Annotated in this window: 19 protein-coding genes and 2 tRNA genes; 8 read left to right on the top strand and 13 right to left on the bottom strand. The window is 61.4% G+C overall.

What is annotated here, in order from left to right:
• Positions 1-78 precede the first annotated feature (78 nt).
• The gene (locus HY556_09870) at positions 79-1341 is read left to right on the top strand and encodes a TCR/Tet family MFS transporter (GenBank protein ID MBI4394084.1); all 1263 of its coding nucleotides are present in this window, start codon (positions 79-81) and stop codon (positions 1339-1341) included.
• A gap of 25 nt (positions 1342-1366) precedes the next feature.
• On the opposite strand, the gene HY556_09865 is transcribed toward HY556_09870, so the two are convergent.
• Both HY556_09865 and HY556_09860 read right to left on the bottom strand, forming a co-directional pair.
• The gene (locus tag HY556_09865) at positions 1367-2716 is read right to left on the bottom strand and encodes a hypothetical protein (protein ID MBI4394083.1); all 1350 of its coding nucleotides are present in this window, start codon (positions 2714-2716) and stop codon (positions 1367-1369) included.
• Positions 2717-2916: 200 nt separating this feature from the next.
• Entirely contained in the window at positions 2917-3402 is a 486-nt protein-coding gene (locus HY556_09860) for a hypothetical protein (protein ID MBI4394082.1), read from the bottom strand.
• A gap of 191 nt (positions 3403-3593) precedes the next feature.
• Between HY556_09860 and HY556_09855 the strand changes: the two genes are divergently transcribed.
• Complete coding sequence (locus HY556_09855) at positions 3594-4505, top strand: AsnC family transcriptional regulator (protein MBI4394081.1); 912 nt, start codon at positions 3594-3596, stop codon at positions 4503-4505.
• Positions 4506-4981: 476 nt separating this feature from the next.
• Here HY556_09855 and HY556_09850 read toward each other — a convergent pair whose 3' ends face one another.
• The 8 genes from HY556_09850 to HY556_09815 form a co-directional block, all read right to left on the bottom strand.
• Positions 4982-5512 carry an HNH endonuclease gene (locus HY556_09850; GenBank protein ID MBI4394080.1) on the bottom strand — a complete coding sequence of 177 codons (531 nt, stop codon included), beginning with the start codon at positions 5510-5512 and terminating at the stop codon, positions 4982-4984.
• 78 nt (positions 5513-5590) lie between these two features.
• Positions 5591-5863 carry a hypothetical protein gene (locus tag HY556_09845; protein ID MBI4394079.1) on the bottom strand — a complete coding sequence of 91 codons (273 nt, stop codon included), beginning with the start codon at positions 5861-5863 and terminating at the stop codon, positions 5591-5593.
• A gap of 1144 nt (positions 5864-7007) precedes the next feature.
• Entirely contained in the window at positions 7008-7367 is a 360-nt protein-coding gene (locus HY556_09840) for a hypothetical protein (protein MBI4394078.1), read from the bottom strand.
• 4 nt (positions 7368-7371) lie between these two features.
• Positions 7372-7647, bottom strand: coding sequence for a hypothetical protein (locus tag HY556_09835; GenBank protein ID MBI4394077.1), 276 nt, complete (start codon positions 7645-7647; stop codon positions 7372-7374).
• A gap of 295 nt (positions 7648-7942) precedes the next feature.
• Positions 7943-8017, bottom strand: a tRNA-Met gene (locus HY556_09830).
• A gap of 349 nt (positions 8018-8366) precedes the next feature.
• Positions 8367-8582 carry a hypothetical protein gene (locus tag HY556_09825; GenBank protein MBI4394076.1) on the bottom strand — a complete coding sequence of 72 codons (216 nt, stop codon included), beginning with the start codon at positions 8580-8582 and terminating at the stop codon, positions 8367-8369.
• Positions 8583-8742: 160 nt separating this feature from the next.
• Positions 8743-8826: transfer RNA gene (locus tag HY556_09820), tRNA-Leu, on the bottom strand.
• 85 nt (positions 8827-8911) lie between these two features.
• Positions 8912-9439 carry a nucleic acid-binding protein gene (locus tag HY556_09815; protein ID MBI4394075.1) on the bottom strand — a complete coding sequence of 176 codons (528 nt, stop codon included), beginning with the start codon at positions 9437-9439 and terminating at the stop codon, positions 8912-8914.
• A 94-nt stretch (positions 9440-9533) separates the two neighbouring features.
• Here HY556_09815 and HY556_09810 point away from each other — a divergent pair, with 94 nt between their 5' ends.
• From HY556_09810 to HY556_09790, 5 genes are all read left to right on the top strand, one after another.
• Positions 9534-11516, top strand: a complete 1983-nt coding sequence (locus HY556_09810) for a type IIA DNA topoisomerase subunit B (protein MBI4394074.1) — start codon at positions 9534-9536, stop codon at positions 11514-11516.
• Positions 11509-14076 carry a DNA gyrase subunit A gene (gene gyrA, locus HY556_09805; GenBank protein MBI4394073.1) on the top strand — a complete coding sequence of 856 codons (2568 nt, stop codon included), beginning with the start codon at positions 11509-11511 and terminating at the stop codon, positions 14074-14076. The genes HY556_09810 and gyrA overlap by 8 nt, the downstream gene beginning before the upstream one ends.
• Positions 14077-14126: 50 nt before the next feature.
• On the top strand, positions 14127-15740 hold the full coding sequence (locus HY556_09800) for a hypothetical protein (GenBank protein ID MBI4394072.1): 1614 nt from the start codon (positions 14127-14129) through the stop codon (positions 15738-15740).
• 118 nt (positions 15741-15858) lie between these two features.
• Complete coding sequence (locus HY556_09795; protein MBI4394071.1) at positions 15859-16221, top strand: hypothetical protein; 363 nt, start codon at positions 15859-15861, stop codon at positions 16219-16221.
• On the top strand, positions 16221-16541 hold the full coding sequence (locus tag HY556_09790; protein MBI4394070.1) for a hypothetical protein: 321 nt from the start codon (positions 16221-16223) through the stop codon (positions 16539-16541). Before HY556_09795 ends, HY556_09790 begins: the two co-directional genes overlap by 1 nt.
• Before the next feature lie 18 nt (positions 16542-16559).
• Here the strand turns inward: HY556_09790 and HY556_09785 are convergent, their stop codons facing one another.
• Both HY556_09785 and HY556_09780 read right to left on the bottom strand, forming a co-directional pair.
• The gene (locus HY556_09785; GenBank protein ID MBI4394069.1) at positions 16560-18182 is read right to left on the bottom strand and encodes a M20 family metallopeptidase; all 1623 of its coding nucleotides are present in this window, start codon (positions 18180-18182) and stop codon (positions 16560-16562) included.
• Between the two features lie 356 nt (positions 18183-18538).
• Positions 18539-18979, bottom strand: a complete 441-nt coding sequence (locus tag HY556_09780) for a DUF309 domain-containing protein (protein MBI4394068.1) — start codon at positions 18977-18979, stop codon at positions 18539-18541.
• Between the two features lie 83 nt (positions 18980-19062).
• Between HY556_09780 and HY556_09775 the strand changes: the two genes are divergently transcribed.
• Entirely contained in the window at positions 19063-19533 is a 471-nt protein-coding gene (locus HY556_09775) for a redoxin domain-containing protein (GenBank protein MBI4394067.1), read from the top strand.
• A 15-nt stretch (positions 19534-19548) separates the two neighbouring features.
• Here the strand turns inward: HY556_09775 and HY556_09770 are convergent, their stop codons facing one another.
• Positions 19549-20565, bottom strand: coding sequence for a fibronectin type III domain-containing protein (locus tag HY556_09770; GenBank protein MBI4394066.1), 1017 nt, complete (start codon positions 20563-20565; stop codon positions 19549-19551).
• Positions 20566-22415: the final 1850 nt, after the last annotated feature.

Raw genomic sequence — 22415 nt, 5'->3', positions numbered from 1 at the left:
CCGCGCGATGCTATTATATCGAGGGAGGCAATCGCCCCGACCGTGGCTTCAAGACCACCTGGGGAAGGCAATGCCGCCATCACCTTCGTCGTCCTCACCGTCCTCATCGATGCCATCGGCTTCGGCATCATCATCCCGGTGACCCCCGGCCTCATCCTCGAACTCACCGGGGAGGGCCTGAGCCAGGCGGCGATCTACGGGGGTTGGCTCTTCTTCTCCTTCGCGGCGGTCCAATTCGTCTGCGCTCCAGTACTCGGGAACCTTAGCGACCGGTTCGGACGGCGGCCCGTGCTTCTCGTCTCACTTCTTGCTTTCGGGATCGACTACCTCATCATGGGTGTCGCGCCGAGCCTCTTGTGGTTGTTCCTCGGTCGCATCCTCGCCGGGATTCCTGGCGCCGCCTACACAACGGCGTACGCGTACATCGCTGATTCGAGCCCACCGAAGAAACGGACGCAGAACTTCGGCATGGTCGGGGCGGCCTTCGGCATAGGGTTCATCCTGGGCCCGGCGTTGGGTGGGCTCCTCGGCCAGTTCGGGACACGGGCGCCGTTCTTTGCCGCGGCGGCGCTTGCGTTTGCCAATTGTGCCTTCGGGTTCTTGGTGCTAAGAGAGAGCCTGCCGAAGGACAGACGGCGACTTTTCTCCTGGAAAAGAGCGAACCCCCTTGGAGCTCTCATCCAACTGCGTAGGTTCCCCCAGGTCTTCGGCCTCGCCGCAGCGCTTTTCCTCTGGGCCCTCGCCGGACAAGTGTATCCTGCTACGTGGGCATTCTACACGATGCAACGCTTCGAATGGTCGGTGACACTCGTCGGCTACTCGCTGGCGTTCGTCGGAGTGATAATGGCCGTGAGCCAGGCGACGCTTCCCAAGGCGCTCATGCCGCGCTTGGGTGAACGGCGCACCGTCCTCATCGGCCTCATCGCCGGCTCCATCGGATTCATGGGTTTCGCTTTCGCGACCGCCGGGTGGATGATGTTCGCCTGGCTCTCGACGTGGTTTCTCGCAGGGTTGGTGATGCCAGGCATGAACGCGATGATGTCGAAGGAGATCCCGCCAACGTCGCAAGGTGAGTTACAAGGCGCCAACGCGAGCCTTTTCAGCCTCGCGGCGATAGTCGGCCCATTGGTCATGGCCGAATTGTTCGGGACTTTCTCAAGAAGCGATGCGCCCTTCCATTTCCCGGGAGCAGCATTCTTCGTCGCGAGCGTCTTGACTTTGGCTGCCGTAATGGTTTTCTTGGGGGCGCGACAAAAAACGTCGGCCAAGGATACGACGCCGTCCAAAGAGGGACTCCACCTGGAAATGCGACCCGGCGCGGCCCCCGACCCGGGGAAGTGAACGGTGCGCCCCGCCCCACAAACGCTCACCGAACGTAGAACGCGGGCGCTTGGAAGGTCTCGGATCCACCGCAGGAACCATCATTGTGTTCGATGCGTAGCCGCGATGGTCCAAGAAGCTCGACCAGGATCTTTCCCGCGTAATCGGGTCCGTGGTAGCAGCGGACCAGACCATCCTGCCTCACATCCTCGAAACGTTGGTTTATAAGCCCCGTGGGGACGGGTGAGAATTCGAGCTTTGCAAAAGAGCGGAACACACCGGCTATCGAGACGATTTGAGTCGATGGAGCCTCGTTGTCAGGGACGAAGGCGAGGTGGCGGTCCCACTGGACAATGGAATCGGTCGCGTTCTCATGGAACCAATTGCCACGAAGCGTGCCCATGAGGTCGAAGTCGGTCTTTCCGCACTGCGCCTCATCGTCCCGGTCGATCAGGGCGAAGAAACGATCTCTCGTCGCGTCGTCGTAATACTCGAAAGCGCACTGGATAAAAAGTGTCCGGGTGCTGTAACGAGACGCGTTAGCGAACGTGAGCGGCCTCCTGAGGTCGAACAGCCCGAAATCGAAGTTCCCCTGGAGCCGGCCCACGCGGCCAAGCGTCGTCGCGTCGGTGATGTTTTCGAACGCGCGGATGTTGCAACGGCCCGTCTTCTCCTCGCCCTGGAACATGCATTCGCCGCCGTCGACGATTTTCTGCAAGTCGGAGCTGATCTCCTTCACGTGGTTGTAGTAACCGATCACGTCCTTGCATAGCGCGAACCAGAGCGTGTAGTCGACCGGGTCTTGCGTGATGCCGTGTGAGAACGTGATGAGGGTGAGCGTCACGTTGGCGGGCGCGAAAAGCGGTTGTGTCGCCGTCGTCGCTCCGCCCGGCGAGAGGTGAAGGAACGCGTGGTCGGTGGGGAACGTGTGGCCGGGAGGCGATATCTCGCCACGCGGCGTGATGTCGATGAGCACGGCGAGGTCGACCGGTGTGGTCAAGAACCGGCGACCGGCGCAATCCGGAAGACGTGCCCGCTCCAGTGTCGACGGGATCTCGGGTTCGTTGCGGAAATCGTTTAGCGGAATCAGGCGGGGGCCGCCGCCACCGCCTGACACGTTGCCCTCGTCGGATGCGTTTCCAGCATGCGGCACGTTTCCATGGTCGACTTCGTCATCCCCTGTGGCGTTCGCGCCAGCGTCACCTGTGCCGGAGCCGTCTGTCGAACCGCTGCCATCGCCCGTAGCGTCGGACGCGTCGTCTCCCAGGCCCCCCGAGAGGTTCTTGGACCCATTCTGGAACCCGCCTGAGCCGTTATCGGGTCCACCCGTGGAAGGGCCGCGATCCGTCGGGTCTCCAGACGGGGAGCTGCCTTCGTAAGGACTGTCTGGCCCCATCTGGACGCACCCGGACGTCAAAAACAAAAAGCTAACAAGCGGGCCGAACCAGTCCTTCACGCCTTGTCGATCGACAGCGTCATATTTGACGCTGGCGAATGTGGATGCCGCCGTGAGGAAGGCGCGAGATTCAGGGGCCTCGGATCCCCCACGGAGACAGCGGGGTCGGAGGCTTGCGGGGACGACCTCCGTGGCCCGGCTCACGCTTCGATCGAGGAACCCGCTCGCCCCGCCACCTTTGTGGTCGTGTCGAGTCTGGAAAGCGACCAGAAGTACCATGCCAGGACCGCGCCACCGAGGATCAACGTCACGTGGAACACGTATTCGGTCAAGATCAGTTTCGACATGTCCGGCCCCGTCGTCATGTGCATCGCCGAGTGGGGCACCCACGAAATGAGGGACCACGAAATCGCAAGGTGCGCGGCCGTCGCGAGTCCCGGGGAACCGCCGAGCTGCCGGACCACGCCAGCTCCGAAGGCAAGGAAGGCAACCCCAAAGCCGAAGGCGATCGCCTGCACGATCGAGACGCCTATGAGGAACGCCAACTCGTTACCCGTGGGCCCGGCGCCCGCCTCTTCAGCGGCACTCCCCCAGATCGCTTCCCCGATCGGCGTGTTCGGGCCAACCGCCAGCCCAACGATCGCAAACACAAGCGTGACCACGGCAAATCTCGTCTCCTGTTTCATTCGCGTCTTCTCCATTTTTTTGCGCGGCGTGCCTTCCCGTCGCCGAGCATGTCGGCGAGCGGGGAATCCTCGGACCAGGCACCAACGCGCATGACCCTACGAGGGTCGGCCCTCACGTAAGGCCGCCCCTGGCCATTACCCGGGAAGCGACAATCTTATCCGGTCCGTGGCCGGTTTTCCTTCGAGCCCCTGTGAAAGTGGACACGCTCGACGCCGGGATCATGCGAACCCTGGGGCACCCGAACATCTTCCAGTGGAACGTGCGGGTATCCTTCGCCGACATCGCCCGCGATCTGGGAGTCGACGAGGAGACGGTTCGGGCAAGGATCCTTCGGATGCAGGAGAGCGGCCTTATCGAGGGTTGGGAGGTGGTCGTGAATCCGGGACTCCTCGGTCGGCTGATGACGCGAGTGGAATTCCCGCGCCCCGATCCCGCTTCCAAGGAGAAAGTCCACGACGCGCTCATGATGGCCGATGGGGCCAAGTGGCTCTTCGAGTACTACGTCGCTGGACCCGCCGTCGTCTTCTTCAACCCGTCCGGCGCCGCCTTCGAGCGCCAACTGGCCCTACTCGCCAACATCACCGGCCCCCCTGCGTCCCGTGCGAGCGTCACGTGCCCGCCCGCGACGATCGAACCTAGCGAGACCGATTGGAAGATAATCGCGGCCCTGCGCCGTGGAGCGCGGCGACCGTACGACGAGATCGCAGAGGAGATAGGGCTCTCCGAGAGGACCCTTCGACGCCGCGTGGACGCGCTCACGGCAGGACGCGCAGTGATCCTCAGCGTCATCACGGGCCCATTGAAAGTCGATTCGGGCGTCATGTTCCACATGGGCGTCGAGTACGGCGACACGAAGGCACGCTCCGCCGTGGACGGAGAACTCAAGGAACTTCCCGGCCTAGTGTTCTCGAGCTTCGAAGGCCCCGCCTCGAGGGTGAGCGGGGTGATCGAAAGCATGTTGGAACTAGACAAGAGGCGCGACCACTTCGCGAAGATGCAAGGCGTCAAGGCGGTGCGGGCGGACGTGCAACTTGCCAGACGAAGCATAACGCATTGGATGGACGAGGAAGTGGAGAGGAGGGCACGGGGGGAAGGAAAGTAGCGGGGAATGGATGATAAACAACAAATCGCCCGGTTCGGCGATTTCCGTCGCCGACCTCGGTGGCTTTCGTCATCTCGTGCCCGACCTTCGCTGGGCTCAGGTCGTGCATTGCGAGGAATGGCTACGCCATTCCCCTGACTTCGCCGACTTTCGGCTCAGTAGCGGGGAATGGATGACGAGCGGTCTTCCCTCCATTTGGTGCCCTTCTCGGGGGGAGGCTTCCCCTCTTTTTCCGAGGTTGGCTGCATCCTTTGCCCCAATGCATCTCGTATGTCGACAAGATTTATTCAGCGGCCGCGTGATAGTAAGGCATCGCGCCCGGTCCACCGGAGGCCACCACAAGGTGTCACGAGATCAAGCGACGCACCCCGAGCGAATTCGTCTTATGGGCCCCGGCCAAGTTGTCAATAATCAATGCCTTTGAGCTGGATCGCTGGTCCGACCTCCCTACCCGTTTCATCCGTTACCGTGGTGAATTAGGCAATATTGGCTCCTTTCTCCCTGTTGCACCCTTCACACAGAAGTTGAAGATTACGGGCCGTGTTCGCGCCCCCCTTGGAAAGCGGAATGATGTGGTCGAATTCTATCCGCTCCTGGCTTCCACACTGGACGCATCGACCATGATCTCGGGTCCACACGACCTCCTTGACGGCTTGCGGGATTGGTTCACGTTTTTCGGCCGGTTCACCTTGTGTAGCCACATACGCGGCGGCCCGGTCTATGCGGCGTTGGGCCTTGAGAAGCCTCTCGACGATAAGGACGGTGGCTTCGTCGGCCGTGAGCAGTTCTGACGTTACGAAGAACGCACCCTTCAAAAGCCACCATGTTCGTCCTTCATAGCTGGCCACGAGCACGGCGCGCTGTTCCGAGTCTTCGAGAATCTTGTCGCCTTCGATATTGGATATCTTACGGAAGATTTTCCCGCACTCAAACATGTAGGCGTAGTTTCCTCCGACAAAGGGAATCCTTTTAGTGACGAGCCTGGCCTTGGGATCCCGGCGAAGCATCAACTCGGAGAAGGCAGAGTCCCGAAAAGAACGTTGCGGACAAACACGGCTTCTTGTGACGCGTTCTGCTTGCGACTTTCAGGCGCGTGGCACGAGCGCCGCTAGGAAGAGCCCGATCGTGGAAACAGCCAGGACGATTGTAGCGACCGCAAGAACCCACGTCGCCCGTTCGGCCCGCTTCTGGAGCGCCTGCGCGTTCTCGTCGGCCCTGGTGACGGCTTCTGCGATTGTCTCGGCGGCGATCAGTTGAGCGGTCGTGTCTATGGCCGCAAGGTACACGGGACCTGCGGTAGGCGACGTAGCATATCCTGAACCGTAGCTGGAGAGCAGGTTCTTCATATGTTCCTTCAACTGGACCAAATCAGCGTCGCGAGGCGGTGGTTCGGGATTGGTCGTCGGCAAGCCGCATTTTCAAGCCAGGCGTAGTAAGTCAATCTTTCGATTCTGGGCGCACGCCCGGCACTCGTCAGTGGACCCACGGTTCGGTCAAACTGTAGAGGGTCTTGCCGGAACCTCCTCCTTTCCTAATGACCGTTGCCCGCAAGTGGTACTGGTTTCGACCGTCATTCGTCGGAAACCGAGTGATTTCCATCTTGCCGGCGGCATTCCCGATTCCAGCTGTATCCGGCGGTGCCCAGCCGCTAGATATTGCCCGCAACAGCTGGCCCCACATCACCTCGGGCGGCGGGTCGTCGTAGACCTCGGGAGAATACGCGACCCCGCGCCACTGAAACCGGAGCGTGTCCGGGAGGGGCGCCGCGACCACTCCGCTTTCCGCGAGGCGGCCCAACGTTTCCACAGGAATCGTGGGAGCTTGGTTTGCGGCCGGCGTTGGGCGCCCTACCGCGCCCTCTATGGCGTAGCCCCCGTCCAAGCTCCAAGGATCCGAACGAGACCGCGTCACCTCAGGGCCGCGCCCTCCAGCCAAGATTAGAGTTGCACGAAATTGGTGGCATGCGGTCACACCTAAGATTTCGCAGGGGGGAAGATCGATGGTCGCTGAAATCACCTTCTTGCCGAGCGGAACGGGGACGGCCCAGCCCCCTTCGATTGTTGCGACGAGTCGTTCGAGAACCGCGTTGGTCGATAGCTCGGCCCGGGTTTCAGCTATTTCGTACAGACTCAGGATGGCGGCATCCGTGACGTTTCGAATCGCGATGGCTGTACCGGCTGCGGGAGGCGCGGTATCCAGAACCGGCGGTCCGATTCGAACGTGACAAGCGAGCACATGATCGTCTAAATCTTGTTTCCCCCTGAAACCCCCACCGCATATGGAACAACGCATCTTGCCCACAATGCGCCGGGACGTTTTCGGGCATTGACTAGACCTTTGAGCAGCAGTTGATGGAACGCGTCGCTGCGGCCCGAGTAGGCGCCAGTTTATCCGAGGAGGTTCGTCGTGGGCCATGGCAGTACCGCGCTGGTATGTATGACGTCGGAGGACCTAAGAGTTTCCCGATTCCACCAGAATCCAAGGGTCGTGCCAGCTCTGTTTCTAGCCTCGGGACTCCCCACCCGCCCGCCTCAACCTTCCCAACGCCGCTCTGAAGTTCGCCGGCCTATACGCCGTCTTGCGTGCATGAAACCCTAGAATCCAAACCTCGCTTCCCTCGACCGCGTAGAACACCCGTGAATCATTGTCCGCATGTGGCCGATACCGCCGCAACGGTGGCGACCCCTCCACTTTCTCGCTGCGGTGGCCTGGCGGATCGAATGGATCGACGGCGAGGACGGACTCGATCTCGTTCATGAGCCTCTCATAGTCGGCGTGTTCGGCGAACTCAGGAAGCGCCTCTTGCGTGTACTTGACCTCGTAGCGTGGTTCTTTCGGCGTCAGTGGGCACTGCCTGACCAAGGCTTCACTTGCGGCCCCGTAGCGCCCGCACGCGCTTACGTGCTTCGGTCGCGCTCAGCAACGAATCAGGATCCCGCTGGGCGGCTTCGTAGCGCTCCTTGGCGAGGCGGGCCGCTTCCTGATACTCTGCCGCGTAGAATGATTGAAACTCGCGCTCCAACCGCTCCGGGTCTACGCTGCGACCGAGCGCATGAAGGAATTGGCCCCACGTCAGAGTCTCGGGCCGTATTTGATCGAGTTCCTCCTTGACTTCGGGTTCGACTGTGATCGTGGTGGGCATACAATTGCCAGCAATTGTATGTAATTGTCAATCTACTTATAACTTCCGCTCCGGGACCGGCGTCTTCGTGATTCGTTTCGCGGTCTCGCTATGAACTGAAGGAGGTCCAAATTCTCTGCTCGCCCCCTCAACAACAATGGTTCGTAGCGGCGCCCATGGTTCAAAGCGCATCTTCGTTCTGAGTAGCGGGGAATGGCGCTGAGGCGCCCTTCCCCTCATCTCGCAACCTTGTTGCTCGATAGCGGGGAATGGATAACGCGACACATTCCCCTGACTTCGCCGACTTTCGGCTCAGTAGCGGGGAATGGATTTGAACCATTGATCTACGGGTTATGAGCCCGTCGGGATTTCCTGGCTACCCCACCCCGCTGGTGGTCACCCCAACTTTTCCCACCAGCGGGGAGGGGTGAGTGGACGTAGCCGAAGGCGGAGTCCACGAGACCCCACCCCGCGACTTGTCCGTCGCCACTGGTGCTTGACCCAATCATTCTCGCCGGCTTGGGGCGAGTGGACGAGCGACAACGAGTCCACGAGACCCCACCCGGCTGGGAATAAGGTCTGTTGGCGTCGCGTCGCCCGGCGCCGTTCCCCACGCGCGAACGATTGAGTGGCTTCCTCTCATCCAGGACTTGTCGAGAAGAAGTGACTTGCTGGGTCTTGGGGATGAAGGCGCGCCTCATAAAAGTTTGGGTGCCCTGAAACATATCGCTGTGTGGACCCTAAGGCGGCGGCGGATTGCGCGGCCGTTCGTCCCAATCCCGCCACATCCACATGCGCCGGCGCCCGCCGAAGAGCATCCCGAGGCCGATCATGATGATGAAAACGGGCCAGATGAGGTCCCAACGGATGGGGAAGTATCCGAGGTTACTCAGGAGGAAGGCGACGCCGACAATCACTAGCAACATGCCGAACCAGTTGAATCCCCAGGGGCCCATTCTGCGTGACTCCGTGAAATCGAAGAGCGCGGAGCGGCATAATGGTGGCGGTCAGCGACCGATGCAAAGAGTCGAAAGGATGCGGCCGCGATGACTCCGGCCCCCTGGGCCTTCGTCATCTTGCCGCATTTTTCTCCCTCGCTGACGCTCGGTCGAAAAATGCGGGGGGCAGGATTTGAACCTGCGAACGCCTTCGCGACAGGGTCCTAAGCCCTGCTCCTTTTCCAGGCTCGGATACCCCCGCTTAGGGTTACCCTGGATGTGGAAAAACAAGTCCGTGGTCCTCAAATAACGTTCGACCGGTCGAACGCGCAAGTACGCACTTGTACCTACTTCGCCTTCACGGCCTTGATCTCTGACCCGCACACGTCACAGTCCTTCTTCGCCCCGTCCGCATACTTCTTCCCGCATCCGCGGCAGCGGTATTCCCACTTCAGGACCTCGGTGATGCCGGCCTCGTGCCCCGCCGCTTCGAACGGGAGTTTTATCGTCGCCGCGACGTTCTGTATGGAGTAATCGTCGGTCACGATGACGCCCCCCACGTCCTTGGCGAGGGCTATCACGTCCATGTCCGTCTTCGACAACCGGTGATAATCGCCCGTCTGTGTTGCGACTTCCTCCACTTCGACGACGGTCTTTGGTTTCGGGTCGATCACGCGAAGTCCAGCTTCGAGTAGGTAGTCCAGATTGCGTCTTGAGCGGCCCCCGACATTGAATTCCGTGATGACGGACGGCGGAGCGTAAAGGACCATTTCGGAGGACACGGGTTTGCCGGACATGATGGCCGACGAATCGAGGACCAATGGGCGTTTTTTCGCGCCTCGTTGATTACCGGGCTGTGGGCCCCCTTCATTCATGCGGAACCCTTATAAATGCCCGACGCCATTCCATCGCATAAAATACCACCTCTCGGTATATAAATCTATTCTACGGGATTCGGGACCGGTTTTCATGGCAAAAAAGTCAGTCGCACAGAGTGGGAAAGACATCTACCAAGTCACCGATATCCAAGTCCTGGAAGGGCTCTCGGCGGTGCGTAAACGCCCCGCCATGTACATCGGTTCCACCGATGTCCGGGGCCTCCACCATCTCGTGTACGAGGTGGTCGACAACTCGATCGACGAAGCACTAGCAGGATTCTGCACAGAGATAGTTGTGGAACTCCACGCGGACGGCTCCGTGAGCGTCGACGACGACGGGAGAGGCATCCCGACGGAGATCCACCCGAAGCACGGGAAACCGGGCCTCGAGATCGTGATGACAGTCCTTCACGCCGGCGGCAAATTCGACCACAAGGCGTACAAGGTTTCGGGTGGCCTCCACGGCGTAGGCGTATCCGTCGTCTGCGGCCTCTCTGAATGGCTTGAGGTCTACGTCCGCCGTGGGAGCAAGCTCTGGTTCCAACGGTACGAAAAGGGCATCCCGAAGACCGAGGTGAAAGTCGTCGGGGAGGTCGAAGGGACCGGGACACTCGTGCGCTTCATGCCGGACGCCGAGATCTTCCCCGAGCGCGTCTTCAACTTCGAGACCCTCGCGACCCGGCTACGCGAACTCGCTTTCCTGAACAAGGGCCTCAAGATCACCATCAAGCAGGCGGATCGCGCGGAGCATTACCATTACGAGGGCGGCATCGCCGAGTTTGTACAATACCTCACCAAGGGGAAGAACGCGCTCCATCCGGCGCCGATCTACTTCGAGAGCGACCGCGAAGGCACTCACGTGGAAGTGGCGCTCCAGTACAGCGACACGTATTCGGAAGCGCTCTTGAGCTTCGCCAATGCGATAAACACCATCGAAGGCGGGTCGCACCTCGTGGGGTTCCGTGCGGCGTTGACGCGCACGTTGAACGATTACGCGTTCAAGAACAAGGTCCTGAAGAAGGACGAGGAGGCGCTGACCGGCGAGGATGTGCGCGAAGGCCTCACGGCGATCGTGAGCGTGAAGGTGCCCGACCCGCAGTTCGAAGGCCAGACGAAGACGAAGCTCGGCAATTCCGAGACGAAGGGCATCGTCGAATCGCTCGTGAACGAACGGCTCGGCAGTTTCCTGGAGGAGAACCCGCGGATCGCCCAGGTGATAATCGGCAAGGCCGTGCAGGCGGCGCGGGCGCGCGATGCCGCGCGCAAGGCCCGTGAACTCATACGAAGGAAGGGCCTCTTCGACTCCGGGAGCCTCCCGGGCAAACTCGCAGACTGCAGCGAAAAGGACCCGGCGAAATCGGAGATATTCATCGTCGAGGGGGACAGCGCAGGCGGTTCGGCAAAGCAAGGCCGTAACCGTGAGTTCCAGGCGATACTCCCACTCAAGGGCAAGATCCTGAACGTGGAGAAGGCGCGCCTCGACAAGATCCTGAAGAACAATGAGATCCAGACGCTCGTCACGGCGATCGGCGGCGGCATCGGTTCGCCGCACCTGCTTGCCGGGGCGGAGGAGGGCGAAAAGGAGGCGGCGGCCGATGGGCCAGCGACCGATGATTTCGACCTTTCGAAGATCCGCTACCACAAGATCATCATCATGACGGATGCGGACGTCGACGGCGCACACATCCGGACGCTTCTCCTCACGTTCTTCTTCCGCTACATGCGCCCGCTCGTCGAGAACGGCCACGTGTTCATCGCGCAACCGCCCCTCTATCGCTTGTGGAAAGGAAAACAGGAGCGCTACGTCTACAGCGACGCGGAGAAGGACGCTCTCCTTGCGGAGTGGGGCGGCCATGGCGTCAACATCCAACGCTACAAGGGGCTTGGTGAGATGAACCCGACGCAGCTTTGGGAAACGACGATGGAACCTGACAAGCGCACCCTTGGGAAGGTCACGATCCAGGATGCGATCGAGGCGGACAGGCTCTTCAACATCCTCATGGGCGACGAGGTACAGCCGAGGAAGGACTACATCATGGAGCACGCGAAGGAGGTGAAGGTCCTAGATGTCTGAACAACTCGTGGACCGTAACCTCGAAACGGAGATGCACACGTCGTACATCGATTACGCGATGTCGGTCATCGTCGGAAGGGCGCTTCCCGACGCGCGCGACGGCCTCAAGCCCGTGCATCGGCGCATCCTCCACGCGATGAACGAGATGAGCCTCACATCCGATAAGGCGTACAAAAAGAGCGCGCGCGTCGTCGGCGAGGTGCTTGGAAAGTACCACCCGCACGGCGACACCGCGGTCTACGAATCGCTTGTCCGCATGGCGCAGGAGTTCTCGCTCCGCTACCCGCTCGTCGACGGGCAAGGGAACTTCGGGTCCGTCGACGGCGACAACGCGGCGGCCATGCGTTACACGGAATGCCGCATGACGAAGGTCGCCGGCGAACTTCTGGAAGACATCGAGAGCGAGACAGTGGACTTCACCGACAATTTCGACGCCTCGCTCAAGGAGCCGCTCGTCCTTCCGGGCAAGTTCCCGAACCTGCTTGCGAACGGTTCGAGCGGGATAGCGGTCGGCATGGCGACGAACATCCCGCCGCATAACCTCGGCGAACTCGTTGACGGGATAATCGCTACCGTGGAGAGACCGGCCATCACCTTCGACGAGCTTTGGGCGAAAGTGCCCGGCCCCGATTTCCCTACAGGCGGCATCATCCAGGGCCGCCATGGCATCAAGGAGGCCTACGCGACGGGCCGCGGCATCATTCGGGTCCGAGCGAAGGCGGAGATGGAAGAGACGAAAGAGGGGAGGGCGAGGATCATCGTCACCGAACTTCCCTACCAGGTCAACAAGGCCACACTCCTTGAGACCATAGCCGAGCTCGTGAAGGAGAAGCGCATCGAGGACATCTCGGACCTTCGCGATGAATCGGACAGGGACGGCATGCGGGTCGTCGTCGAACTGAAGCGTAACGCCATCCCGGACGTCGTCTTGAACCAACTCTTCGCTCACACGCAGATGGAGGCGTCGTTCGGCATCCTGAACCTCGCCCTCGTCAAGAATGAGCCGAAGGTCCTCACCCTTCGCGGGCTCATAGACCAGTACGTCGAGCAGCGCGTCGAGGTCGTGACCCGGCGCACGAGGTACATGCTGCGAAAGGCGGAGGAGCGCTCCCACATCCTCGAAGGCCTCACGATAGCGTTGGAGAACATCGACGCCGTCATCGACACAATAAAGCAAAGCCGCGACCCGGAGACGGCGAAGGCCGGTCTCATGGGGCGTTTCCAACTTTCAAGCGAACAGGCGAAGGCCATCCTCGAGATGCGCCTTTCGAAGCTCACGAGCCTCGAAGTGCAAGGCGTCAAGGACGAACTCGCCCAACTCAAGAAGGACATCCAACGGTACAGGGAGATACTCGAAGACCGCGCGGAGGTCTTGAAGATCATCGTGGGGGAACTGAAGGAGCTTCGCGAGAAGTACGCGGACCCACGCCGGACCATGATCGTCGACACGGGCGGGGAGATCTTCATCGAGGACCTCATCCCGGACGAGGTGGTCGTCGTCACGACCACGGGCGCCGGCTACATCAAACGGTTGACGCTCGACAATTACAGGAGCCAGAACAGAGGCGGCAAGGGCCTCATCGGGATGGAGACCAAGGACGAGGACCACGTGGTGGATCTCTTCGTCACGACCACGCACAAGTACATCCTCTTCTTCACGAACAAAGGGAAAGTGTACTGGCTCAAGGCCTACAAGATCCCCGAAGGCAGCCGATACAGCAAGGGCAAGGCGATCGTGAACCTCCTCGAAGGCCTCGAGGAGGGCGAGAAGGTCCAGGCCGCGATCCCCGTGGACGATTTCAGCGAAAACAGGTTCGCCTTCTTCGCCACCCGGCTCGGCCTCGTGAAGAAGACCGAACTATCGGCGTTTGGAAACGTCCGCGTCACCGGAATCCGGGCCATCAACCTCGAGGAGGGCGACGAGCTGATCGGCGTCGGCATAACGGACGGGACCTACGACGTCGTCCTCGCGAAGGCGGGCGGCGACTCGGTGCGCTTCCACGAGGAGAAGGTCCGTCCCATGGGGCGCACCGCGACGGGCGTCTATGGGGCGAAGCTCGAACCCAAAGACGAGGTCGTCTCGTTGGCGCTTGTGAAGGAGAAGGAGAAAACGGAACTCCTCACGATCACCGAGAACGGCTACGGGAAGAGGACCGCGATAACCGAGTACCGCACGACGAACCGCGGGGCCTATGGCGTCATCACGATCAAGACCACGGACCGCAACGGCAAGGTGGTGTCTGTGCGCGAAGTGAAGCCTGGCGACGAGATAATCGCGACGAGCGAGCAGGGGATGGTCATCCGCATCCCCGTCGACAGCATCTCCGTCCAAGGGCGTAACACTGCGGGCGTCATCGTGATGCGGATGGACGAAGGCGACAAGGTGATCGCCGTCGCCCGCCTTGGGAAGGAGGACATCGAGGAGGCCGCGAAGCTCCAGAAGACGGGGCCGCCCGCGCCGCCGACGGACATCGGGCCGGGACCGCGGGACGCCAAGGACACGACGATGCAGAACGGCGACGGCACCGAAAAACACGACGCCGATGAGGAAGAAGACTAACCTCCGTTCAACAAGCCTTATAAGAGGTCCCGGCGACTTATCCGACGGTCGTGGTGAGGTCGAACCAGGTGACGCGGAAGGGCACGTTCTCGGCGGTCTGGCTGCTTCTCGCAGCACCCGTCCTCGCGGGATGCGTCTCCCAGTCGAGCGAGCCTATCGACTTGCAAGCCATCGACCTCCTATCGCCGGACCTCTCGAACCTCCCACTCGTCCGCCCGGGAAGCGAGATCGAGCCACGGCTCGACTGCTACGTCGACGAGGGCGGCGTCGAGGTCTGCAACTTCAGGGCGACCGTCACGAACACCGAAGGCAACGAAGTCACGATCGCCGTCAACCCGCGAGACCCCTTGAACATCCTCGCCGGCGCCAAGGACTACAACCCGGACGCCACGGGCGGCCAATGCGTGTGGGACGGGTACTACGTCACAAAGGACGGTGGACGCACTTGGAAGAACGGGAACATGCCCGGCTCCAACTGGAAGCGCCTCAAAGACCCGACCGAGCCCGTCACACCCCTTTCAAAGTATTGGTGCGCGACCGACCCCGTAGTGGCCTTCGGCCCTGACGGCAGGGCCTACTACTCGGTGATGGGCTACCAATGCGACCCGGGCTCGGCCTCGAAGACCGGCCGCGGCGTCTTCCCGCAAGGCGGCATCAACGACTTCGCGTGGACGTGCGCCGGCATGTACGTGGCCATCAGCCGCGACGGCGGCGAGACCTGGCTTGGCGATGACATCAAGGAGGTGGGCCGCATCGGCCCGCGCCTCATGCACGACAAACAGTGGCTCACGGTGGCGCCCGACGCCAAGACGCTCTACCTCACTTGGGACTGGAACGCCGGCGAGGGGCCTGCTTCGCAAGGCCACACGGCGATGGCCGTCAGCCGCGACGCGGGCGAGACGTGGGAACCCTACTTCTTCCTCGACACGGAATCTGCGCCGGGCGCGGGCGACAACATGCCGCTCTACTATCCGCAAGTCGACGTCGGAGCCGACGGCAGCGTGAGCGTGATAGGCACCACATTCACCAACGATGGCCTGGGATTCGGGATCAGCCGCAGCACCGACGCCGGCCGCACCTGGTCGAGGCCACGCGAGATGTTCAAGATCGATGCCGTGCCGGGGGCCCTCCGCGGCAGCGCGTTCCGCGTCTTCCCGATGCCGAACATGGCCGTGGACCGGACCGCCGGACCGTTCGCGGGCTCGATCTACGTCGCGTGGAACGGAAACGGCACAGCCACCGACGGCGAGTTCAGGGAATCGGACGTCTTCGTCTCGGTGTCGCGCGACGGCGGCGGAACATGGTCGGCGCCAGCGCGAGTCAACGACGACACGCCTGGAAATGAGAAGGACCAGTTCATGCCGGCGATATCAGTCTCGCCGCGCGGAGAGGTGGACGTCTCTTGGTACGATCGGCGCGACGATCCCGGAAACCATCTCTTCCACACTTACTTCGCGACCTCGGGCGACGGCGGCGCAACGTTCACGAAGAACATCCGCGTCACGGACGTGGCAAGCGACGAGCAATACAGCCACCACCAGAATGGCATGATATTCCTAGGCGACTACAGGCATGGCGCATCGTCGACGCTGGGCGCCACGTTCCTCTGGACCGACACGCGTAACCAACGGGCCGACGTCTACGTGGCCACCGTACTCCGGTGAGCCTCGGCGCTCGCCCAAGGTTGAAACCTGGCACCAGGTTTCGAAGGGTTCAAGAGATGAGAACAACGCTTCAAGGCCGGGGCATGAGAGGGCGCGACGTGGGCCTGGGAGTGTTTCGATGGTGACCTTTGAGCCGTTGCCCGTACGGGCCGTCCTGACGTTTCTCAACATCGGGATGGCGGCGATCATGCTGGCGCTCGCCCTCCCGTTCGCCACCGACTCGCGTGCCGAGGCGAGTCTCGCCGCGATCGAACGTTACCCGGGCCGGTTCCGTTTCGGGATACTGCTATCGATAATCGGCATGCTCATCATGTTCCCGTCGCAAGTCCCGGGACTTCTTGAAAGCCCCTTGAAGGAACTCGTGAACATCGCGGGGTACCCGTTGATCTACGCGGGTGTCTTCATGATGGCCTCGGCCACATGGTCGCCGCCGTGGCCGCGGCCCCGGCCCTCCGAAATGGCCGAGGAGGCCAATGAATAATGGATGAGGCGACGCTTTTCGCGCTATTCCTCGTCATAGTGGCTGTCGTACTCGGGTTCGGCTACGCTTTCCGCTCCGCCACCGCCACGCGCCAAGCGATAGTCCACATGCGAAGGCAACGCGTCATGTTCCGCCGCGGCTTCGTGCCTCTTCTTGTTGGGATAGCCATCACCTCGGAGGCGTCGGCGCTTCGCTGGCTCTCGGACCTGCCGCCGGACAATCAGGTCTATGTCGAGCTCCAAAGCGCAGGACTCGTCCTTATCATCCTGGGCCTTGCGATGCTGACGCTCGTCGTCTTGTCGAAATCAAGGACGGACTGACCCAGGCGGGTCGATCGCTCATTCGTGGTTTTTCCAGTTCTTCGCGATCCACAACAGCAGATCGACGTTCTGGCGAAGCAGCTCCGGCTTCGCGTTCTCATCTATCGAATGGATGTTCGACTCATCGTCCATCGACCCGAACATGAGGGCGACCAGGGGCTTTCCGAGCGGTGTCTTCAACGCCGTGAAGAAACTCGCGTCCGTCCCGCCGTACTCCCCGATGACGCGCGTCGAGCCGCCGGTGACGGCGTCGAAGGCGCGCTTGAGCATCTCTACATCGGGGTGTGTGGCCGGGAGGAAGTAACCTGGTCTCTGACGGTCGGTCGGCATGAGGAGCCTGGCGCTTGGTTCGGTCGCCGCCCTCGCAGCCTCGAAGTGATCCTGGTATTCCTTGATCCCCCCGGCAAGATCCTCCTCCGGGACGAGTCTCATGTCCACGCCGAGGCTTCCCGTCCCTTCGGGTGTCCCGGGAAGGAGCGCGATGGCCTTGAGGATGGGAAGCGCGTGGTTCACGGGGTTGTCGAAGCGGTGAGGGTAACCACCGTGACCGCCTTGGCCGGTTACCTCGAACTTGCCGTGGCGACGCTCTCCGTGCTTGTTCTCCTCCAACCACTTCACTTTGGAGGCGAGGCCCGTGCCCTTGATCGCGGCCCTTGCAGCCTCCAGCCCCTCCTTCGTGGCGGAGTATTCCACCGTGACGACCTCGGCGATGGTGTTGTGCGAATCCGTCTCCGCATGGATCAACAGGAGCGTGAACGGGCCTTCGGCCTTGCTCGTCCAATCAAGTTTGGTGACCGTGAGCCGCCCCGGCACCTTCTTCGCACCCTCTTTCTCGCTGTCCTCGGCGTCAAGGACCGAGTGTTTCCCGGACCGTACCGCGTGGAACGCGGCGATCCTCTCGGCGAGCCGGAAGAAGGCCGCGGGAGCGCACGGCGTTGACGCGATGACGTCGCTGAAGACGACGCCGCTCGAACCCGCGATGACCGTCGGGGAGGCATCGGGAAGCATCGCCAGGTGCCCGTAGAGCATCGGCCGCTCGCCGCGCTTCTCCAGGGCCTTGTCCTTTTTCATGATGGCAAGAAGCCCCCCCGTCGAACCGGTCTCCTCGTCGCAGCAGATGAAAAGGCGGATGTTGACGTTGCGGACGTTCTGGGCCTTCAACTCCTTCAGCGCCTGGATCGACGCCCACACGCCGCTCCCCTTGTCGTCGTTCGAGCCGCGGCCGTAGATGCGCCCGTTCTTGATAGTGAGTCTGTGCGGCGGATAGCTCCACTTCTTCGCTTGGTGGGCCGGCACGGGCACCGTGTCGTAGTGGGCTAGTAAGAGCAGGGTCTCGCGGGCGCCCACTTCGTAGTCGATGACGACGTTCGGGCGTGCGGTCCCCTTGAAGTCCTCGGTCTTCATGTCCGGGTCCTTCATCGGGTCGAAGACCGTGGCCGGAAGGCCGAGCGACTTCGCGTATTCGGCGACGTAGTGCGTCGCCTCTTCGTGGTTACGCTTCTCGACCTTCCCCGTCTTTGGGTCCTCATAGTTGGTGGTGTCGAGCTCCACCAGTTTCTCGTAGAATTCGAACGATTGCGGGCCGCCGAGCAGTTCCACGATCGCTTCGCGAGTCAGCGTACGCTTGCTATCCTTCCCCATTGGCCGCACCGGCCCGCATATAACGAAAGCGTGGTATAAAAGGAGTATTGAACAGCATCCGAACCGATGGGCGTCCTACGGGCGAAAGCCGCGACACGGCCATGGGGGACCGCACAAGACACGTGGACGACTTCGGATAAGGACGCGATCGCCCACGTGGTCGGCTGCACGGGGACAAGGTTTATCGGAGCTTCACACAAGATTGAAGTGGAGGGGGCGCTCCACTTCTTCGCCCCTTAATAGCCTCCAAAATTATTTTGGGGGGATGGCGTTCCCTCCCACCCTTTTGTGGGGCCCCTGCCCCACAAAAGCGTGGACGGAAAACTTGTCCCATGTTAGAGCCACAGCGCCGTCCCTCATGGGGCGGGCGGCGGGTCCAGCCGGATCGTCGGTATCCGCGCGCGATCGAGCTTCACGCCCGAATCCGGTCCTTTCTCAAGGAGTTCCGAGAAGACCGCTTCGAGTTCGCGCTGGAAGCGGGTGACGTCAAGGCCCAGGCAGGACGGGCGATAGGGGCTCAGCCGCTTGACGCTCAACCCGTACTGGCTGATGGCGCTTCCAAGTTTTCCGCGCTCGAAATGAAGGAGAGCCACGGCCGCGTGTATGACTCCTTGGAGAAAGACCCTCTCGCTCCCCTTGACCTCGCGCCAGTAGTCTTCGATCACCTCATGCGACTCGAAGAATTCGCGGGCGTTGAAATGGGCGATCCCGGCGACGTAGCGGGGGTCGTAGATCGTGTTCGAGACCGTTCCGGCGCCGCGGGCTTTCCCGTCCGGGGGAACGTCCACCCTGTTCATTACGTGTGAGGAAGCGCCCTTCGGATGTATCCTTTGCGACGAAACCGGGATAAGGGACGTCCGCCTTCATCGGACCTGATAGCATGCCCCTCGAACTGAACCAGAAGGCCATCGACTTCACGCTGCCAGATTCGAACAAGACCGCCCACACGCTCTCAAGCAATTTCGGGAAGAACCCGGTGGTCATCGCCATATTCCCGCTCGCTTTCAGTGGGACTTGCACGAAGGAGATGTGCGCGATTTCAGACCGCTGGGCGGATTTCAAGGGAGTCAATGCAGTCGTCTACGGCATGTCGCAAGACAGCCTCCACGCGTTGAAAGGCTTCGCCGAGAAGAACAACCTCAAGCACACTCTCCTCTCCGATTACAACCGCGAGGTCGCGCACAAGTACGCTGGCATCTACGAGAACCTGGTCGGCGGGCACCAAGGCGTGGTCAAGCGCAGCGTGTTCGTCATCGACAAGACCGGGACCATCCGCTTCAAGTGGGTCACCGAGGACCCGGGCGTCGAGCCGAACTACGACGAAGTAAAGGACGTTGTGAAGAAGCTCTAGGCCGGCGGTGACCGGTCAAGGTTCACCCACGATTATGGTTTGTGCCTGTCCCGATGGCCCGCCCTCGCCCCGTTCGTTGACGGCCGTCACATGATACGTGTACGCGCCGAGCCGTCTTCCAACGTCAGTGAACGTGAGAGCGTTCCCGATTTCTGCGATGAACGATTCACCGCCAGGGGCAGATCCGCCATATACCCGATACGCGTGGACCACGCCGCCGCCGGCCGATGCGGGTGGGTTCCATGTCAGGATGGCTTCCCCGACCGCCGTGCCTGGGCGAGCGATGAGGTTGGTTGGCGGGCCGGGAAGGGAAACGAAGGTGGTTGCGCCCGTTGCCGGCCCCCTGGCGCCTGCGCCGGCGGTAGTGACGGTAACGATACCATAATAGAAGGTGGTATTCGAAGGGAGATTCGATTGGACGGTTGAGGTCTGGTTCCCGACGACGGCCACGAGAGCGAATGGACCGCTCGGTGACGCTGAACGGTAAATCCTGTACTGGAATACCGGAGCGCCGCCCGAATCAACGGGGGCCGTCCAAGAAAGTTGGAACTCCCCATCGGAAGGTCCGGCCGTCACGGAAAGGTTGGTCGGTGGATCCGGAAGGCGAAACGTCGTCCCTTGCGCAATCGGCCCCAATGGGCCGTCCCCCACCGGATTGACGCCAGCCACCGCAAAGTGCATCGTTTGCCCTGGGCCAAATCCCGTCGCGACGTACGAAGAAACGTTTCCAACAGTGGCCCGAAGCGAGAGGTTTCCTGCGGTATTGCCAGCATAGACCTTGTACCCTGTCGCAAGATTTCTTCCAATGTCGGTGGCCGGTCCCCAAGTGACCGTGACCTGGCCCCCCAGCGGTCCGGGCGCCGCGGAGGTCCAACTAGGAGATGCGAGGACGCCAAACGTTGCTCCCACCGCCGTGGCCATGTCGCCCGCGCCAACCATGTTCCGCGCGGTGACGCCATATGCCCATGTCTCATTGTCGGCGAAAACTCCGTCCACAAATGATGTAGTCGTGACGTTTCCCACGAGCTCCATCGACTCCGTATCTTGGCCCCGATAGATGTCATACGCAACGATGGGTGTCCCACCATTGGAGAAAGGCGCCGCCCATGTCAGGCGAATCTGGCCTCGGGCGGGCCCCGCGGTCGCCGATAGGCCGACGGGTTGCAAGGGGCGCCCAAACGTGGAAGATGACGCGGGGGGCCCCGGAACACTCTCGCCACCTCCAATCGCCGCCAAGCGATAGAAATACGTGGTGTTTTCCGGGAGACTAGAATCAGTGAATGAAAGGTTTGCGCCAATCACCGCGATTGGAGCGTAGTTGCCAGACCAATTGCCTCGAAAGACACGGTACCCCGTGATGGGGAACGGAGACTGCGTCGCACCCCACGACAATTGTATTTGGCCAGCGCCCGGACCGCGGAAAGCAAGAATCGAAGGCGGATCCGGCGATGCATAGTACTTCCGGATATCCGCGAACGCGCGTCGCACGCCGTTGGTGGTGACGTCATCGGTTCCGCCGGCCACAAAGAAATCTCTTCCATCATAGAACGCGGCATATGAGTGGCCGGCAGGGATGCGAGGGAGACGGGTCGAAATGGTCTCGGCGCCGCTCTTGAAAATCAAGACGTCACCGAGATTACCGGCGTCCCCCCGTCCGCCAAATATGGCCACGGCGCCCAAAGGGCCAGCGCTTGCCATGTCGGAGCGCGCCGACGGGAGGCGTGTCGTGAGGACTGACACGGATTCCGAAACGGGGTCGAACTTGACAATTTGATCAAGGTAGATGACTTTCCCGAAGGCCGGATCCAATGTGCGTCCGCCAAACACATAGACGAAGCGACCGTCCCACCAGGCTGTGGTGCCCGTACGCTCCGTTGGCAAAGAAGAACCTGCGCTGGTAACCGTGTCCGCGACTGGATCGTATCTCAGGATGGCACTGCTTGCCCAACCGCAGGACCCTCCGAATATATACGCCGCGGAGCCCGTCCAAACCGCGCTTGACCCATAAAGGCAGGGCGGCAATGAGGCATTCATGGCTCGATATGCATCGGTCTCGGGCTCGTACCGAAGAACGTTTGTTCCGGTTGGCGACCCCGCAAACAAGAAAGCGTGGGCGCCCGTCCACACGACCGACGCGCCATACACTTCACGCGGGATTGGCATCTTACTTGACACGATGTTACGCACGGGGTCGTATTGAATGGTCTCATTGAGTAAGAATGAATTCCACCTTCCCCCAAAAATCAGGGCCCGGTCGCCCGCCCAAAGAGCGGCCGCGTCCTCCCGACCCATGGGTAGCCGTGCATCCAGGATGCCGGCGGCATTTTGTGCCGGCGTGTACCGCACAATGGCGCCGGTGGGCGCCCAGTTCCGGTCGTGACCCCCGAATATGTAGGCGTGCCGACCATCCCACGACCCAGAGGCGCCGATTGCTATGGTAGGAAGTCGCTCATCAGTGAGAGTCGCTTCGTCAGTGGCGGGATCATAGCGGACGACCCGATCCCCAAAAATGTCGATGAATTGACCATCCCAAATTGCAACGTACCCGCTCATATCACTTGGCAGGGAGGCGTTAAGGACCGCAATGCTATCGGTCGCCGGATCGTAGCGCAGAGGCCTGTAGATTCCATCGGCGCTCTGGTGGCCCGAAAAGATGTATACATAGCGCCCATCCCAAGCGGCCGCCGGTGCCTCCATGTAGGTGGGCAGGACCGCGGCCATGGTAGAAATCGCTTCAGTCCTTGCATCGAAGCGCAAGATACTTCGATAATTGGATCCCGCCCCGCTTCCGCCGAACAGGAATCCGTACGAGCCAGTCCAAACGGCCGTGATGTCGGCAACACGCGAAGGTAACCGCGCGCCGATGGCCCAGCTCCCTTGGG

The organism is Euryarchaeota archaeon (assembly GCA_016207515.1).
Classification (GTDB): Archaea; Thermoplasmatota; SW-10-69-26; order JACQPN01; family JACQPN01; genus JACQPN01.
The sequence above is the reverse complement of the archived record's forward strand: the minus strand, read 5'-3'. Positions and strand labels throughout refer to the sequence as shown.